The sequence below is a fragment of the Sphingobium sp. LB126 genome (assembly GCF_002795205.1).
Taxonomy (GTDB): Bacteria; Pseudomonadota; Alphaproteobacteria; order Sphingomonadales; family Sphingomonadaceae; genus Sphingobium; species Sphingobium chungbukense.
In genome coordinates, this window is record NZ_NETV01000001.1 from 2831671 (window position 1) to 2846943 (window position 15273).

Consider the following 15273-nt stretch of genomic DNA (forward strand, 5'->3'; position numbering starts at 1 on the left):
ATGTGCGGAATTGCGGGTATCTTCCACCTTGAAACGGCCAAGCCGGTCGATCCGGCGCGGGTCGGCCTGATGCTGGATGCCATGCCGTGGCGCGGGCCGGACGACAGCGGCATCTGGACCGCGCCGGGGATAGGGCTGGGGCATCTGCGGCTGTCGATCATCGACCTCTCCACCGGCGCGCAGCCCATGCTGACCGAGGATGACAGCCTGGCCGTCGTCTTCAATGGCGAGATCTACAATTTCATGGAAGTCCGCGCGGAGCTGGAGGCCAAGGGCCATGTCTTCCGCACGCATAGCGACACCGAAGTCATCCTGCACGGCTATCGCCAATGGGGTGAGGCCTGTGTCGAGAAGTTCGACGGCATGTTCGCCTTCGCCCTGTTCGATGCGCGGGCGCAGGCGCTCTGGCTGGTGCGCGACCGGTTGGGGGTGAAGCCGCTCCATTATGCGCTGCTGTCGGACGGCAGCCTGATCTTCGGGTCGGAATTGAAGAGCTTGCTCGCCCACCCCCTTTTGAGGCGCGCGCCGGACCTGTCGGCGGTCGAGGATTATCTCGCTTACGGCTATGTGCCCGACGATGCCTGCCTGGTGGCGGGCGTGCGCAAGCTGGGCGCGGGTGAGACCCTGCGTCTCGTGCGGGGGCGGCCCATGGCCCAGCCGCAGCGCTACTGGGATGTCAGCTTCGCCGACCGCAGGAAGGCGAAACCCGAAGCGCTGGAAGAGGAACTGGTCGCGCTGATGCGGCAGGCGGTGCGATCCCGCATGGTGGCGGACGTGCCGCTCGGCGCATTCCTGTCGGGCGGGGTGGACAGCAGCAGCGTGGTCGCGCTGATGGCCGAGGCGTCGAAACAGGCGGTCAGGACCTGCACGATCGGCTTCGACGTCAAGGAACTGGACGAAACCGCCTATGCCGACCGGATCGCGCGGCGCTTCGCCACCGATCACCGCACGCGGATCGTGTCGCCCGACGATTATGGGCTGATCGATACGCTCGCCCTGCATTTCGACGAGCCTTTTGCCGATGCCTCGGCCTTGCCCACCTACAGGGTGTGCGAACTGGCGCGCGAGCAGGTGACGGTAGCGCTGTCGGGCGACGGCGCGGACGAGGCCTTTGCCGGTTATCGCCGCCATCGCTTCCAGATGCAGGGGGAAAGGCTGCGTTCCCTGATCCCGGCTTCGGTGCGCCAGCCTGTGTTTGGCGCGCTCGGGCGCTATTATCCCAAGGCCGATTGGGCGCCCCGCTTCCTGCGGGCCAAGTCGACCCTCCTCGAACTGGCGGGGGAGGGTGGGGAAGCCTATGCCGCCTCGGTCGGGGTGACGCCCCATGCCTTGCGGCAAAGGCTGTTCAGCCAGGACATGAAGGCGCGGCTCGGCGCCTATCGGGCGGAGGATCGCTATATCAAGGCGATGGCGCAGGCCCCGGCGCGCGATCCGCTGGACCGGGCGCAATATGCCGATATCCGCATCTGGCTGCCCGGCGACATCCTGACCAAGACCGACCGGATGAGCATGGCCGTCAGCCTGGAGGCGCGCGAGCCCTTGCTCGATCACCGGCTGGTCGAATTCGCCGCCCGCTTGCCCGTCGCCCAGCGGATTCGCGGCAATAGCGGCAAATATCTCATGAAGAAGGCGATGGAGCCCTATCTGCCGCAGGACATTCTCTATCGCCCGAAAATGGGTTTCGTGACGCCGATCAGCGACTGGTTCCGGGGACCGCTGGCCGGAGAGGCGACGGCGATCGCGGGCGGATCGGCCCTGGCCCGGACGGAATGGTTCGATGCGCGCATGCTGGGCAGGATCGCGGCGGATCATAAGGCCGGCATTGCCGACCATGGGCGGCTGTTGTGGCAATTGCTGATGCTCGACAAGGCTTTGACGCGGCTCTTCGCGCTCTAACTCTTGAAAGGCATCGCGAGCGGTGCCAACGGAGCGGACACGTTAAGGTGAACAGGGTCCAAGAGTGACAGTCTCCAAGGAAATCGTGCGGGTGCGGTTGTACCTGCTGTGTCTGCTGGGGGACATGGCGGGGCTGTTCCTGTCGTTTCTGCTCGCGAACTGGCTGGTGCTGGGCGCGTTCACGGGAGAGCCGGGCAAGCCGCACGGCCTTGTCATGTTCGCGATGATCGCTCCGCTCTATGTGCTGCTGGGGGTGCAGGGCGGCGCTTACGGCATTCACATGCTGGAGAATTTGCGGCGGGGCATCTTCCGCGGCCTGCTGGCGCTGGCGCAGGCGGCGATGCTGATGCTGCTGATCGTCTATCTGGGCAAGATCGCGGAGCAGTTGTCGCGCCTGACCTTCATCGTCGGTCTGGGTCTTTCGGCGGTCAGCGTCGCGATGGTGCGGCTGGCCATCGGGCGGCTCGGCGCGCGGCTGCTGGGCGAGGTGCCGCATTTGACGGTCGTCATCATGGATGGCGTGGCGATCGACACCGGCCCGCACATGCATGTGATCGAGGCCGCCGTCGCACGGCTTTCGCCCAAGGGACATGATGCCGACATGGCGGCCCGGCTGGCCGCCGCCGTGGGCATGGCGGAGCGGGTGATCGTCGCCTGCCCGATGGAACGGATGGACGACTGGTCCGTCGCGCTGAAATCCCTTTCGGCGCGGGGAGAAATTGTCGTGCCCGAACTGTTGCGCTTCGCCCCGGCGCGGGTGGATGAGTTTGACGGCCAGCCCACGATCATCGTGGCGGGCGGGCCTTTCCAGTTCCGCGATCGCCTCATCAAGCGCTTCTTCGACATCGTCGTGGCGACGGCGGCAACCATCGCGCTGTCTCCCGTGCTGATCGCGGCGGCGCTGGCGGTGAAGCTCACCAGTCCCGGCCCGATCATCTTCCGCCAGCCGCGCATCGGCCGCGACGCCCGGCCGTTCAGCATCTACAAATTCCGCTCGATGCGCGCGGAGGCCAGCGACCACAAGGCCGACAAGCTGACGGGACGCGACGACGACCGGGTGACGGCGGTGGGCCGCTTCCTGCGCAAGACCAGCATCGACGAATTGCCGCAGCTCTTCAACGTGCTGCGCGGCGATATGAGCATCGTCGGCCCGCGCCCCCATGCCGCCGCAGCCAAGGCGGGCGACAGCCTCTATTGGGAGGTCGACGATCGTTACTGGGAACGGCATTGCATCAAGCCGGGGATGACCGGTCTCGCCCAGGTGCGTGGCCATCGGGGATCGACCGATCATCATCAGGATCTGATCGACCGGCTCCAGTCCGACCTCGAATATGTGACCCAATGGTCGATCTGGCGCGACCTGCGCATCATCGTCGCGACCCTCGGCGTGCTGGTTCATCATAAGGCTTATTGATGGACGGGATCGACCTGATCGCGGCTTTGGTGCTGCTGCTCTCGCTGGTGGCGGTAGCATGGCCGTTCCTCTTCTATCCGCTGATCCTGCGCATGTTGCCGACGCGGCCCGAACAGCCTGTTGTGGGGCCGGCGCCATCCGCCTCGCTGCTGTTCTGCGCCTATAATGAGGCGGCTGCGATGCCGGAAAAGCTCGCCAATCTGGCGATGCTGAAGGCGCGTTACCCGAGCCTGGAAATCCTGGCGTTCGACGATGGCTCCTCGGACGAGACGGCGGCGTTGATCGCGGCGCAGGGGGGGCTGGTGACGCTGCTGCGCGGACCGGGGCGGAGCGGCAAGGCGCATGGCATGAAATTGCTGGCGGCCAAGGCGCGGGGTGATGTGCTGATCTTCACCGACGCCAATGTGATGCTGGATGCCGACGCCATCGACAATCTGCTCGCCCGCTATGCCGATCCGGACATTGGCGGGGTGCTGGGGTCACTCCATTATATCGGTGACGGGGAAAGCGCGACGGCCTCGGTCGGCTCGCTCTACTGGCGGATCGAGGAAAAGCTGAAGGACGAGGAATCGCGCACCGGCAATGTGCTGGGGGCGGATGGCTCGATCTTCTCGATCCGGCGGGCGCTCTATCCCGAATTTCCCGACAGCGTGCTCGACGATCTGACCGTTTCCATGGCGGTGGTTTTCGCGGGCAAACGCTTGGTGAAGGCCAGGGACGTGATCGCCCGCGAGCGCCTGGTCGCCGCGCGGGGCGAGGAATATCGCCGCAAGGTCCGCATTGCCGCACGCGCATGGCACACGCACAGCCATTTGCGGCCGCAATTGCGGCGCCTGGGCGTGCTGGACCGCTTCAAATATGCCTCGCGCAAGATCGTGCGCTGGTTCGGCGGTCTCTTCATCCTGACCGGCATTGTCGCTGCGGGCACGCTGGCGATGCGGATTTCGCCGACGCTCTACATGATCGGCGGGCTGACCGGCGTGTTCATCCTCTGGCGCGGCCTGCGGTCAAGGGGCGGACCGTTCGCGGCGGTGGTGGATATCGTGATCGCCTATTTCGCGACCCTCCAGGGCGTGTTCAAGGCCATGACCGGCCGCACCGTCACCATCTGGAATCCGGCCAAGTCGCGCTGATCCCTCTCGCCAAAGCGGCGGCATATTGTATAGGCCATCCCACTGAATAGCGGAGCCAAGGCGTGATTACTTTCCAGCGGGTGGCGAAGGCCGCCGGCAAGCATCTGACCCGGACCATGCTGGCCGTGCGCAAGGCGCTGGGCGCGCGGGCCAATCGCGGCTGCCCGGCCTGCGGTCAGGCGGTGGTGGGCTTCTTCCGCTATGGCGACAATGGCGAATGGGGTTGTCCGAATTGCGGCGCTTCCCCGCGTGAGCGGCTGATGAACCATCTGATCGCAAGGGAAGTGCTGAATGTGCCGGTGAAAGGCGCGGTGCTGCATATGGCGCCCAATGAATCCAGTCTGGTGAAACGCTTTTCCGCTGCCGCCGACTATACGCCCGCAGACCTCGATCCCGGCCGCTATCATGTGCCGAACATGCGGCGCGTCGACCTGATGGCGCTCGATGACAACGAGCGCTACGACCTGTTCTATGCCAGCCATGTGATGGAGCATGTGCCCGACGATCATGCCGTGCTGCGCAACATCCACTGTGCACTGAAGCCCGGCGGCGAAGCCTGGCTGATCGTGCCGCTGTGGGACAAGCCGACCGAGGACGGCAGTTTCGACATACCGCCCCGCGAACGCGAACGGCGCTTCGGCCAATGGGACCATGTGCGCCAATATGGCCTCGATTTCGCCGACCGCATCCGCGCGGCGGGCTTCGACCTGGAAGAGATTGATGCGAGCGGCATCGACGCCGATACGCGGCACTATTATGCGCTGGACGACCGCCTGTTCCGCGCGCGCAAGCCGGTGCGAGCCTGACCCCGGTGAGCGAACCGCTCGGCAGGGCGATCGCCCGGATGGAGGCTTCGGCCCGCATCCTTGCCCTGATCAAGCTCGCCAATGTCGGGTTGACGCTGATCTGGGGTTTTGCCGTCACCTATGTGTTCGTGCGCGCCCTGCCGCTGCGCGAGTTCCAGTCCTTCCTGCTGCTCGTCGCCTTCGGCAATTTCACCATCTCCGCCGAATTCGGCCTGACCAGCATCATCTATGCGCGGTTACGGCGGCATTGGTTAGGAAATTTGGGGCTCGGGCTGGGTAAGGATGAAACGGGCGGTTTCCGGCTGGAGGAAATGGGCGTGCTGTTCCTGTTCCTCGGCCTGCTGATCGTCGGCGGTTTCGCCATATTGCTGGCCGCGCTGGCGCTGGGCGGGCTGCATAGCGGGATGCCGCTGCTGTTCCTGCTCTTCTTCCTTTCCGCCTGCCTCAACCTGCCCGCGTTGCTGGCGAAAAGGGCGCTGGCGGCGGTGGACGGCAATTTCCTGTGGGAAGCGCTCGATTGCCTGCGCCGGGTGATGACGATCGCGCTGCTGCTGTTCATCCTGCAAGGGCTGGACCCGCGCCTGTCCGTCGCCTTGCAGCTTTGCGTGAGCATCGCCGTGATCGGCTATGCCATCGCGCTGGTGCATCGGCGCCTGGACATGAAGATGCACCACTGGCTGTCCTTCCGTGTCGGGGGAGGCCATGTCCGGGCTCATTATCTGCGCGATATCGGCGCTTCGGCGGCCTTCACCATCTCGGAAATACTGGCCTATAACGCACCTTATTTCACCATCGCGGCGGCCACCCATGATGCGCGGCCGATGCTGATCTTCGATTTCTTCTTCAAGATGTCGCGGTCGCTCTCGATGCTGGTGCGGGCGATGGTGGAGGCGGCATTGCCCCGCATCACGCGGGCCTTCCATGCTGGCGACAGGGCGCGGCTGCGCCAGTTGATGGCACGGGCGCTGGGCGTCGCGCTGGTCTTTGCGCTGGGCGCTTCGGCGGCCTTGCTGCTGCTGGGCGAATGGCTGTTCGACAAGCTGTTCGACGGGCGCGCGGCCATCGATCGCATCGACCTGCTGCTGATCGACGGCGCATTACTGGCGCTCGCGGTGATCTGCGTGTCGGTCTATGTACAGGGCGCGCTGGGCCGCTTCACGCTGCTCCTTGGGCGCTCTCTGCCCTTTCTGGCCGGTTCCCTGCTCAGCGTGCCGCTGGCCCACATCTTCGCGCCGGATCGGTTCGATCTGCTGTTCCTCATCCTCTACACACTGACATTGTTCGTGGCGGCGATCATCCATGGCCTTTCGCTGCGCCGCCTGGTGGGCCGGCGCGCATGAAAGTCGCGATGTGCGATCCCTCGCTCTTCACCGGGCGCTATGACGACAGCCTTTGCGTGGCGATGGCGGCGGAGGGCATGGCGGTGACGCTGCTCGGCCGTCCGATGCGGCCGACCGACGCGATCGTGCCGCACGGCTATCGCTACGATGCGCGCTTCTTCCGCCGCAGCGAGGCGCTGCGCGACCGGATCGGGGAGGGGCGGGCCTTCCGTCTGCTCAAGGCGGCCGAATATGGGCTGAGTTGCACCCTGGGCGACCTCGGCACGCTTGCCGATGCGGACGTCGCCCATATGCAATGGCTCCCCCTCGCGCCCGCCGACCGGATCATGCTGCGGCGATTGAAGGGCCGGACGGCGCTGGTCCACACGGTTCACAATGCCGATGCCTATCATGCCGATGCCGGGGTGCAGGGCAGGGGCTATCGCGACCTGCTCGACCTGTTCGACGCGCTGATCGTCCATGGCGAAACCACCCGCGCCGCGCTGGAGAGCCAGGGCGTCGATCCCGCGCGCATCCATGTGACGCCGCATCCGCCGATGCGCCTCGCGCCCGCCGGGCCGGACGATCTGGCGCAGGTGCCCGATGCCGCCATCCCGCGCCTGCTCTTCTTCGGCACGATCCGCCCCTATAAGGGCGTCGACCTGCTGGTGGAGGCGTGCCTGTCGCTCTGGCGGGCTGGGCATCGCTTCGAACTGGCGCTGGCGGGCAAGCCCTTCATGGACATAGCGCCGATCCTCGAAAGCGTGCGCGCCGCGGGCTTCGGGGATCGGCTCATCACCGATCTCGGCTTCCTCACCGAACAGCGGCTGGACGCGCATATGGCGAAGGCGGATATATTGGTCTTCCCCTATCGCCACATCGATTCGAGCGGTGCTTTCCTCTCGGCGCTCCACCATGGCAAGGCGATGGTGACGTCCGACGCGGGCATGTTCGCGGGCCTGCCGGACGAGGTCGCGGCCAGGACAGCGGCGGGAAATGCACCGGCGCTTGCGCAAGCCCTCTTGCCCCTCGTAGAAAGCGCGGCCATCAGGCAGGCTTTGGGAGCGCACGCGCGCACCTATGGAGATTCAATGGGCAGTTGGAAGGACATGGCGCTGGCCACCATCGCGATCTACCGGAGCGTGACCAGGCAATGAGCCGCCATGTCCGTGAACTGCGCGACCGGGCGCTGGCGGCGCGCCTCGCTCTGGCGGGTCGGGTCCATCAATATCCGGAAATCCAGGCGCTGCGTCGGTTCCTGAGCGCCTTCGCCGTCGATTGCGTGTTCGACGTCGGCGCCAATCGCGGCCAATATGCGACGATGCTGCGCAAGGATGCGGGCTTCAAAGGCACGATCCTCTCCTTCGAGCCCAATCCCGATATTTTCGCGGAACTGGAACGCAAGGCCGCCTCCGACCGCCAATGGCATGTGTTCAACATGGCGCTGTCCGATTTCGACGGCACCGCCAGCTTCAACATCATGGCCGCCGACCAGTTCAGTTCCCTGAAGACACCGTCAGGGGAACAGGACGCGATCTTCGCCGACCGCAACAGGGTGACGCGCACGGTCGACATGCAGTGCGCCCGTCTGGAAACCATGCTGCCCGACCTCCAGCGCGCTTATGGCTTTGCCCGGCCGTTCCTCAAGATGGACACACAGGGCCATGACCTTTCCGTCTGCGAGGGCGCGGGCGCCGCATTGGGTCAGATGGCGGGCGTCCAGACCGAACTCGGCGTCCGTCCCATCTATGAGGGCGGCACCGGCTATCGCGCGATGATCGACTGGCTGGCCGATCGCGCGTTCGTGCCTTCGGCTTTCTTCGCCAACAACAAGGGGCATTTCCCGCTGCTGGTCGAGATGGACGGCATTTTCGTCAATCAGGCACTGCTGCCACGGGACCGCTGATGCAGGCCGGCCCGTCCTCGGTCAGCGCCACCCGCCTGTTCCTGGCGGGCGCGATCGGCCTGACGCTCTGGCTGGGCGCGACCTTCCTGTGGCATGTGACCTATCGGCAGGGCATCAGCCTGGCCGTCATCCTGTTCCTCGATCAGGATTTTCCCGCGCTGCTCGGCGCGCTGCTGCTGCTCACGCTGGCCGCACCCTTTGCGGAGGGGCTGGGCTGGCGTCTACCCTTGCCCAGGGCGCGGGTGATGGTGCCGCTGGTCCTGCTGTTCGGCCTTGTCGCCTGGGCGGGCCATTATTGGCTGTTCCAGGATTATTCCATCTCCCGCGATGAGGAGGTGGCGCGCTTCGCCGCCGCCTATATGCGGGAAGGTTTCCTGGCGCGGCCGATCCCGATGGAATGGGAAGCCTATCGCCGGGCGATCATGCCCGAATTCTTCTCCCCCTTCGGCGCGGCGGATTATTGGACGGCGGCCTATCTGCCGGTGAACAGCGCAATCCAGGCGCTGTTCTGGCAATTGGGCGATCCCAATCTGGCGGGTCCCGCGCTGCTGATGGCCGGGCTGTTCGCTTTGTGGCGGGTGGCGCTGCATCTCTTCCCGGACCGGCCCGACGCGGTGTGGGTGACGATGCTGCTGGCGCTGTCCTCGGCGCAGCTCTGGGTCACGGCGATGACGCCCTATGCCATGACCGGCCATTTCGCGCTCAACATGGTCTGGCTGGCGCTGGTGCTGCGCGGAGGCCTTGTCGGGCATCTCAGCGCAGGCGTCGTCGCGCTGGCGGCGGCGGGACTGCATCAGTGGCATTTCCCGCCGATCTTCATCGCGCCCTTCATCCTCTGGATGCTGTTGGGGCGACGGTGGAAGGTCGCGATCTTCCACATATTGGTGCTGGCGGCGATCGTCATCGTCTGGGCCAAGCTGTGGCCTGCCTTCCTGACCCATGTGCTGGGCCAGCCGACCGATGTGCGCCCGTCGGCCGGGGTAGCGGACAAGGTGGGCAGCCTGTTCGAACGGCTGGGCGATCGCTGGCAGCCGCTGGTCAACCTGAGCCGCTTTGCCGCCTGGAACAATATATTGATGGTGCCGCTGGCGACGCTGGGCGTGTTCGCGATGCGCTGGCGCAAGGCGATCCGGGGGCAGGAGATAGCGCTGCCGCTGGCGCTGGGCTGCTTTGCGGGGAGCGCTCTGGCTTTGGCGCAGGGCTATGGCTGGGGCTATCGTTATGCCCATGGCTTCATCGGGCCGTTCTGCCTGCTCGCGGGGCTGGGCTGGGCGCATTTCCGCAGGGGCGCGATGCGGCCGGTCTTTCTGGGGGTGGCGGTCACGCTGCTCAGCAGCGCCTATCTCGTTTGGCGCACGCACAGCTTCGTCGCGCCCTATGCGGCGAGCCACCGGATGATCGACGCGTCGAAGGCCGATGTCGTGCTGGTCGACCCGCGCGGCGGGCTGTACGTCACCGATCTGGTGCGCGGTCGCAATGGCGTGCCGGGCAAGCCGATGGTGATGAACCTGGGCATGCTGACGCTCGATCAGGTCGACAATCTCTGCAAAAATTATGTGGTCGAACTGTTCGACCGGGCGGAGTTCCGCCCCTTGGGCGTGCCTTTGGCGCGCTGGAACCTGGGGCGGATGGACGCCCTGCGCGCGCATATGAAGGAAGAGGACTGCGACAAGCCGGTCCAGCCGCCGCTGCCCGAGACGGAGGAAGAGGCCTTCAACGCGGCGGGGGATGTATTGTAAGGGGCGCCTTACTGCCCCTTCACATAGACCCGTTTGCCGCCGATCCACGTCTCCAGCACCTGCGTCGCGCGAATATCGTTCGCGCTGGCCGAGGAAATATCCCGGTCGATCAGCAGGAAATCCGCCCGCTGGCCGGGGACCAGGCTGCCGAACCGCTTTTCCGCAAAGCCCGCATAGGCCGCCTGCCGCGTAAAGCCGTCCAATGCCGCCTGGAAGCTCACCCGCTGCTCCGGCATCCACCCGCCCGCGGGCTGACCCGAAGCATCCTCGCGGCTCATCGCGGCGGCGATGCCGGGGAAGGGATTGGGGCTTTCCACCGGCACGTCGGACCCGAAGGCCAGGGGCACGCGATTGTCCAGCATCGCCTTCCACGCATAGGCACCCTTCAGCCGGGCGTCGCCCAGCCGCGCCGTCGCCATGCGCCAGTCCGATGTCTGATGCACCGGCTGCATCGAGGCGACGATGCCCCATTGGCCAAAGCGCGGCAGTTCGGCCGGATCGACGATCTGCGCATGTTCGATGCGCCAGCGCCGGTCGCCCTTGTAGGTTTCGCTCAGTTCCTGAACGGCATCCAGTATTTCGCTGTTGGCCGCGTCGCCGATGGCGTGAACCGCGATCTGGAAATTGTCCATCGCCGCCCGGCTCATGATGTTGCGAAGCTGCGTCGAAGGGATGATCGGCAGCCCGCGCTGCCCCGGCGCGTCGGCATAGTCCGCCTTCAACCAAGCCCCGCGCGATCCCAGCGCGCCGTCGAGGATCAGCTTGATTCCGCCCATGCGCAGATGGTCGTCATAAAGCCAGGGCGTCGGCTCCGGCCCGGCGATCAGCACCATATTGTCCAGGCCATAGGCGTAGGACATGATCCGCACCCGCAACGCGCCGCGATCGGCGGAGCGGCGGAAGGCCTGCCAGTCCTCGATGCTGGTGCCCATGTCGGCAATGCCGGTGATGCCCTGCCGCAACAAGGCCTGCTGCGCCTTTTCCAACGCGATGTCGCGATCCTTGGGCGCGGGCGGCGGCACGGCCCGCGTCACCAGCTCCATCGCCTTGTCGACGAATACCCCCGCAGGCTTGCCCCCCGCCATTTCGATGCGGCCGCCGGCAGGGGCCCTGGTCGCGGCGCCGATGGCCGCGGCCTTGATGGCCAGCGTATTGGCCCAGCCCGCATGGCCGTCCACCCGTTCCAGCCAGACCGGAATGTCGCTCACCGCCGCATCCAGTTCTGCGGCGGTGGGGAAGCGGCCAAGACCCCATATCTCCTGGTTCCAGCCCGACCCGATGATCCATTTCCGCCCCGGACTGGCGGCGGCATAGGCCCTGATCTTCGCCTGCGCCTCCGCCAGCGATTTCGTGTCCGACAGGTCCAGCGTGATCAGCGACAGCCCATATCCCATGACATGACCATGCGCATCGATCAGGCCGGGGATCAGCGTCTTGCCGCCCGCGTCCAGCTTGAAGTCAAGGCGCTTGGCTTGAACCGGCTCCGGCTCGTTCTTCCGGCGCTTTTTGGGGCGCACATATTCCGGTTCCTGATAGCGATCGGGCAGCAGCTTCTCGACCTTGCCCTCATCGTCGATGGTCAGCGCCCTGAACCGCACCAGCCGCCCATCGGCGTCCAGCGCGATGCCGTTCACATTGTCGATCACCCCCGAAGCCAGCGCCACGCCGGGCAGGGCAAGCGCGGCAACCGCCGCCAGCAGCGCGGCCCTCATGCCCGCGTGATCCGCCGCACGAGGGCGCTGGTATCCTGCCGATGGCCGCCCATCGCCTGCACATCGGCGTAGAATTGATCGATCAGCGCCGTCACCGGCAGCGTCGCGCCATTGGCCCGCGCTTCCTCCAGCGCCAGCCCCAGATCCTTGCGCATCCAGTCCACCGCGAAACCGAAATCGAAACTGTCCGCCGCCATCGTCTTCCAATAATTGTCCATCTGCCAGCTTTGCGCCGCCCCGCCGGAAATCGCGTCGAAGGTCTTGTCCAGGTCCAGTTCCGCCGCCTGCGCGAACCGCAACGCCTCGGCAAGGCCCTGCACGATTCCGCCGATGCAGATCTGGTTCACCATCTTGGCGGTTTGGCCCGCGCCCGCGCGCCCGACATGGACGATGCGCGGGGCATAGGCCTGCATCACGATGCTGGCTGCCGCCACCGCCGGTTCGCTGCCCCCGCACATGACGGCCAGCCGACCCTTTTCCGCACCCGCCTGTCCGCCCGTCACCGGCGCGTCGACGCAATGCAGCCCCCGGCTTTCGCCTTCGACGAACAATTGCCGCGCGATCCGCGCCGACACCGTGGTATGGTCGATGAACAGCCCGCCCGGCTTCATCGATCGAAAGGCGCCGTCGCGGCCCAGCGTGATCTGGCTGAGGTCATCGTCGGTGCCGACGCAGCTTATGACGATTTCCGCATCCTCGGCCGCCTTGGCCGGGTTGACGGCGACCGCGCCGCCATAGGTTTCCGCCCAGCGCTTCGCCTTGCCCATGGAGCGGTTGTAGACGGTAAGCTGGTGCCCGGCCTTGGCCAGATGCCCCGCAATCGGGCCGCCCATGACGCCCAGGCCGATAAACGCGATTTTAGCCATATGCCTCGATCAGTTGGATGCGCGCGTCAATGCCATAGGCACAGTTTTCCGTCAGTGCCAGTTCCTTCCGCCGCAATTTTAAGGTAGGGCGCCGCCCATGAACACGTTGAGCAAGATAGAGAGCGCCATGCCGCTGCCCATTTCCGTCGACGACATATTGGCGGCGCGGGTGCGAATTTCGGGCTCCGTCGTGCATACGCCGACGCTGGTCAGCCAGACGCTGTCCAACATGTTCGGCTGCAAGGTGTTCCTGAAGTTCGAGAATCTCCAGTTCACGGCCGCCTATAAGGAACGCGGCGCGCTCAACCGCCTGCTGCAACTGGACGAGAAGGCGAAGAAGAAGGGCATCATCGCCGCCTCGGCCGGCAATCATGCGCAGGGTCTTGCCTATCATGGCAAGCGTCTGGGCGTGCCCGTCACCATCGTCATGCCCACCACCACGCCGACGGTGAAGGTGACGCAGACGCAGGGCCACGGCGCCACGGTCGTCCAATATGGCGAGAAGTTCGACGACGCCTATGCCCATGCCCGCAAGCTGGAGGTGGAGCAGGGCCTGACCTTCGTCCATCCCTTTGACGAGCCGGACATCATGGCTGGGCAGGGCACGGTCGCGCTCGAAATGCTGGAGGACGCGCCGGAAATCGACACGCTGATCGTCCCGATCGGCGGCGGTGGCCTGTTTTCGGGCGTGGCGACGGCGGCCAAGGCGATGAAGCCCGATATCAGGATATATGGCGTGCAGGCGGAGCTCTATCCGTCGATGTACGATTATATCAAGGGCGCGAACCTGCCCTGCGACGGCGACACGCTGGCGGAGGGCATTGCCGTCAAGCAGCCGGGTGAACTCACCCGCCGTTTCGTCGAGCGGCTGGCCGACGATGTGCTGCTGGTCAGCGAACGCCATCTGGAGGAAGCGGTCAGCCTGTTGCTCCAGATCGAGAAGACGGTGGTGGAGGGCGCGGGCGCCGCGGGCCTCGCCGCGCTGCTGACGCATGGACAAGAATTTGCCGGGCGCAATGTCGGCCTGATCCTGACGGGCGGCAATATCGACACGCGCCTGCTGGCGAACGTGCTGCTGCGCGATCTGGCGCGTTCGGGCCGATTGGCGCGGCTGCGCATCATCCTTCAGGACCGGCCGGGCGCGCTGTTCCATGTGGCGCGCATCTTCGACCAGGAAGCCGTCAACATCCTCGAACTGTCGCACCAGCGGATTTTCACCAATCTGCCGGCCAAGGGCCTCAGCCTCGATGTCGAGTGCGAGACGCGCGACGGCGCCCATCTGGAGCGCCTGATCGCGGCGCTTCGCGAGGTCGGTTACGAGGTTGCGCCGATCGAAGTGGCCTGATCGACGCGGCCTCTGCCCCTTAACCACTTTTCGTGGTAAATAAACTTTGCACAGCGGCCTGCGGACGGCATAGTCGTCTCATGAATCAGGGGTCGGGCAGCGCTGTGGGGGAGATGCGGTTGTGAGTGCGCCTTTCCGCTTTCCGCGCTTCTTCGTGACCAATCCCAGCCCATGCCCCTATCTGCCGGGCAAAAGCGAGCGGAAGGTGTTCACGGAGCTCAGCGGCGACAATGCGGCGGAGCTGAACGACGCGCTTGGCCGCATCGGTTTCCGCCGCAGCCAGAATGTCGCCTATCGCCCCAGTTGCGCGGATTGTTCCGCCTGCGTGTCGGTGCGCGTCGTCGCGGGCGAATTCGAACCCAATGCGACCCAGCGCAAATTGCTGCGCAAGAATGAAGACCTCGTCATCACCGCCTGCAAGCCATGGTCGACCGAGGAGCAGTTCGCCCTGCTCCAGCGCTATCTGCGCGCGCGCCATCCGGGCGGCGGCATGACCGAGATGGACGAGATGGACTTTGCCGACATGGTCGAACAGACCCCGGTCGAAAGCCATGTCGTCGAATATCGTGAACCCGGTGAGGACGGCCGCCCCGGCAAGCTGATCGGTGCCTGCCTGACCGACCGGCAGGGCGACGGACTGTCGATGATCTACAGCTTCTTCGATACCGAATTGGAGCATCGCAAGGGCCTGGGCAACTTCATCATCATGGACCATATCCTGCGCGCGGCGAAGGCGGGCCTACCCTATGTCTATCTCGGCTATTGGGTCGAAGGGTCGCAGCGTATGGAATATAAGATCCGCTATCGCCCGCTCGAACGGCTGAGCCGCAACGGCTGGACCCGTTTCGATCCGCAGGAACAGGTGCAGGCCGTTCGAGAAGCGGAAAGCCGCGATGAGCCTGCCCTGCCGCGCGAACTGGCGGCGATTTTCCGCAAATAAGGCATATCGCCCCTAGAGGCTGTCTGGAAATGCGCGGAATGACGCATTTCCGAGGCTTGTGCCGCACTATGTCGAATGTCGTGTGTCCAACCGGCTCCCAGCCGCCGTCGCGGCATATCTGTTCATTACGGATATATTTCCGTCACTTGCATGGGAAAGCTTATTTAACTTTTTCCGCTACTGCATGCTGATGAACT

12 protein-coding genes are annotated in these 15273 nt (G+C 65.3%); 10 read left to right on the plus strand and 2 right to left on the minus strand.

The annotated features are described in order from the left end of the window. The 8 genes from CAF53_RS13895 (at window position 1) to CAF53_RS13930 (ending at window position 10213) form a co-directional block, all read left to right on the plus strand. Window positions 1–1896 carry an XrtA/PEP-CTERM system amidotransferase gene (locus CAF53_RS13895; RefSeq protein ID WP_100238364.1) on the plus strand — a complete coding sequence of 632 codons (1896 nt, stop codon included), beginning with the start codon at window positions 1–3 and terminating at the stop codon, window positions 1894–1896. Between the two features lie 64 nt (window positions 1897–1960). Continuing rightward, entirely contained in the window at window positions 1961–3310 is a 1350-nt protein-coding gene (locus CAF53_RS13900; protein WP_100238365.1) for a sugar transferase, read from the plus strand. After that, window positions 3310–4443, plus strand: coding sequence for a glycosyltransferase (locus CAF53_RS13905; protein ID WP_100238366.1), 1134 nt, complete (start codon window positions 3310–3312; stop codon window positions 4441–4443). The genes CAF53_RS13900 and CAF53_RS13905 overlap by 1 nt, the downstream gene beginning before the upstream one ends. A 62-nt stretch (window positions 4444–4505) precedes the next feature. Further along, window positions 4506–5249 (plus strand): methyltransferase domain-containing protein, encoded by a 744-nt coding sequence (locus CAF53_RS13910; RefSeq protein ID WP_100238367.1) that lies wholly within the window; start codon window positions 4506–4508, stop codon window positions 5247–5249. Between the two features lie 38 nt (window positions 5250–5287). Next, window positions 5288–6589, plus strand: coding sequence for a hypothetical protein (locus CAF53_RS13915; protein ID WP_100238822.1), 1302 nt, complete (start codon window positions 5288–5290; stop codon window positions 6587–6589). Beyond that, entirely contained in the window at window positions 6586–7725 is a 1140-nt protein-coding gene (locus CAF53_RS13920; protein WP_100238368.1) for a glycosyltransferase family 4 protein, read from the plus strand. The genes CAF53_RS13915 and CAF53_RS13920 overlap by 4 nt, the downstream gene beginning before the upstream one ends. Continuing rightward, window positions 7722–8474: an FkbM family methyltransferase gene (locus CAF53_RS13925; RefSeq protein ID WP_100238369.1), complete on the plus strand. Its 753-nt coding sequence runs from the start codon at window positions 7722–7724 to the stop codon at window positions 8472–8474. The genes CAF53_RS13920 and CAF53_RS13925 overlap by 4 nt, the downstream gene beginning before the upstream one ends. After that, a complete protein-coding gene (locus CAF53_RS13930; RefSeq protein ID WP_100238370.1) occupies window positions 8474–10213 on the plus strand; it encodes an MFS transporter in 1740 nt (579 codons plus the stop codon). Before CAF53_RS13925 ends, CAF53_RS13930 begins: the two co-directional genes overlap by 1 nt. 8 nt (window positions 10214–10221) lie before the next feature. Here the strand turns inward: CAF53_RS13930 and CAF53_RS13935 are convergent, their stop codons facing one another. Together CAF53_RS13935 and CAF53_RS13940 are read right to left on the minus strand one after the other, a co-directional pair. Then, window positions 10222–11925 carry an amidohydrolase gene (locus CAF53_RS13935; protein WP_197707418.1) on the minus strand — a complete coding sequence of 568 codons (1704 nt, stop codon included), beginning with the start codon at window positions 11923–11925 and terminating at the stop codon, window positions 10222–10224. After that, on the minus strand, window positions 11922–12791 hold the full coding sequence (locus tag CAF53_RS13940) for an NAD(P)-dependent oxidoreductase (RefSeq protein ID WP_046766022.1): 870 nt from the start codon (window positions 12789–12791) through the stop codon (window positions 11922–11924). Before CAF53_RS13940 ends, CAF53_RS13935 begins: the two co-directional genes overlap by 4 nt. 97 nt (window positions 12792–12888) lie before the next feature. Here CAF53_RS13940 and CAF53_RS13945 point away from each other — a divergent pair, with 97 nt between their 5' ends. Together CAF53_RS13945 and CAF53_RS13950 are read left to right on the plus strand one after the other, a co-directional pair. After that, on the plus strand, window positions 12889–14136 hold the full coding sequence (locus CAF53_RS13945; RefSeq protein ID WP_046766021.1) for a threonine ammonia-lyase: 1248 nt from the start codon (window positions 12889–12891) through the stop codon (window positions 14134–14136). Window positions 14137–14257: 121 nt separating this feature from the next. Then, complete coding sequence (locus tag CAF53_RS13950) at window positions 14258–15076, plus strand: arginyltransferase (RefSeq protein WP_046766020.1); 819 nt, start codon at window positions 14258–14260, stop codon at window positions 15074–15076. Window positions 15077–15273 lie beyond the last annotated feature (197 nt).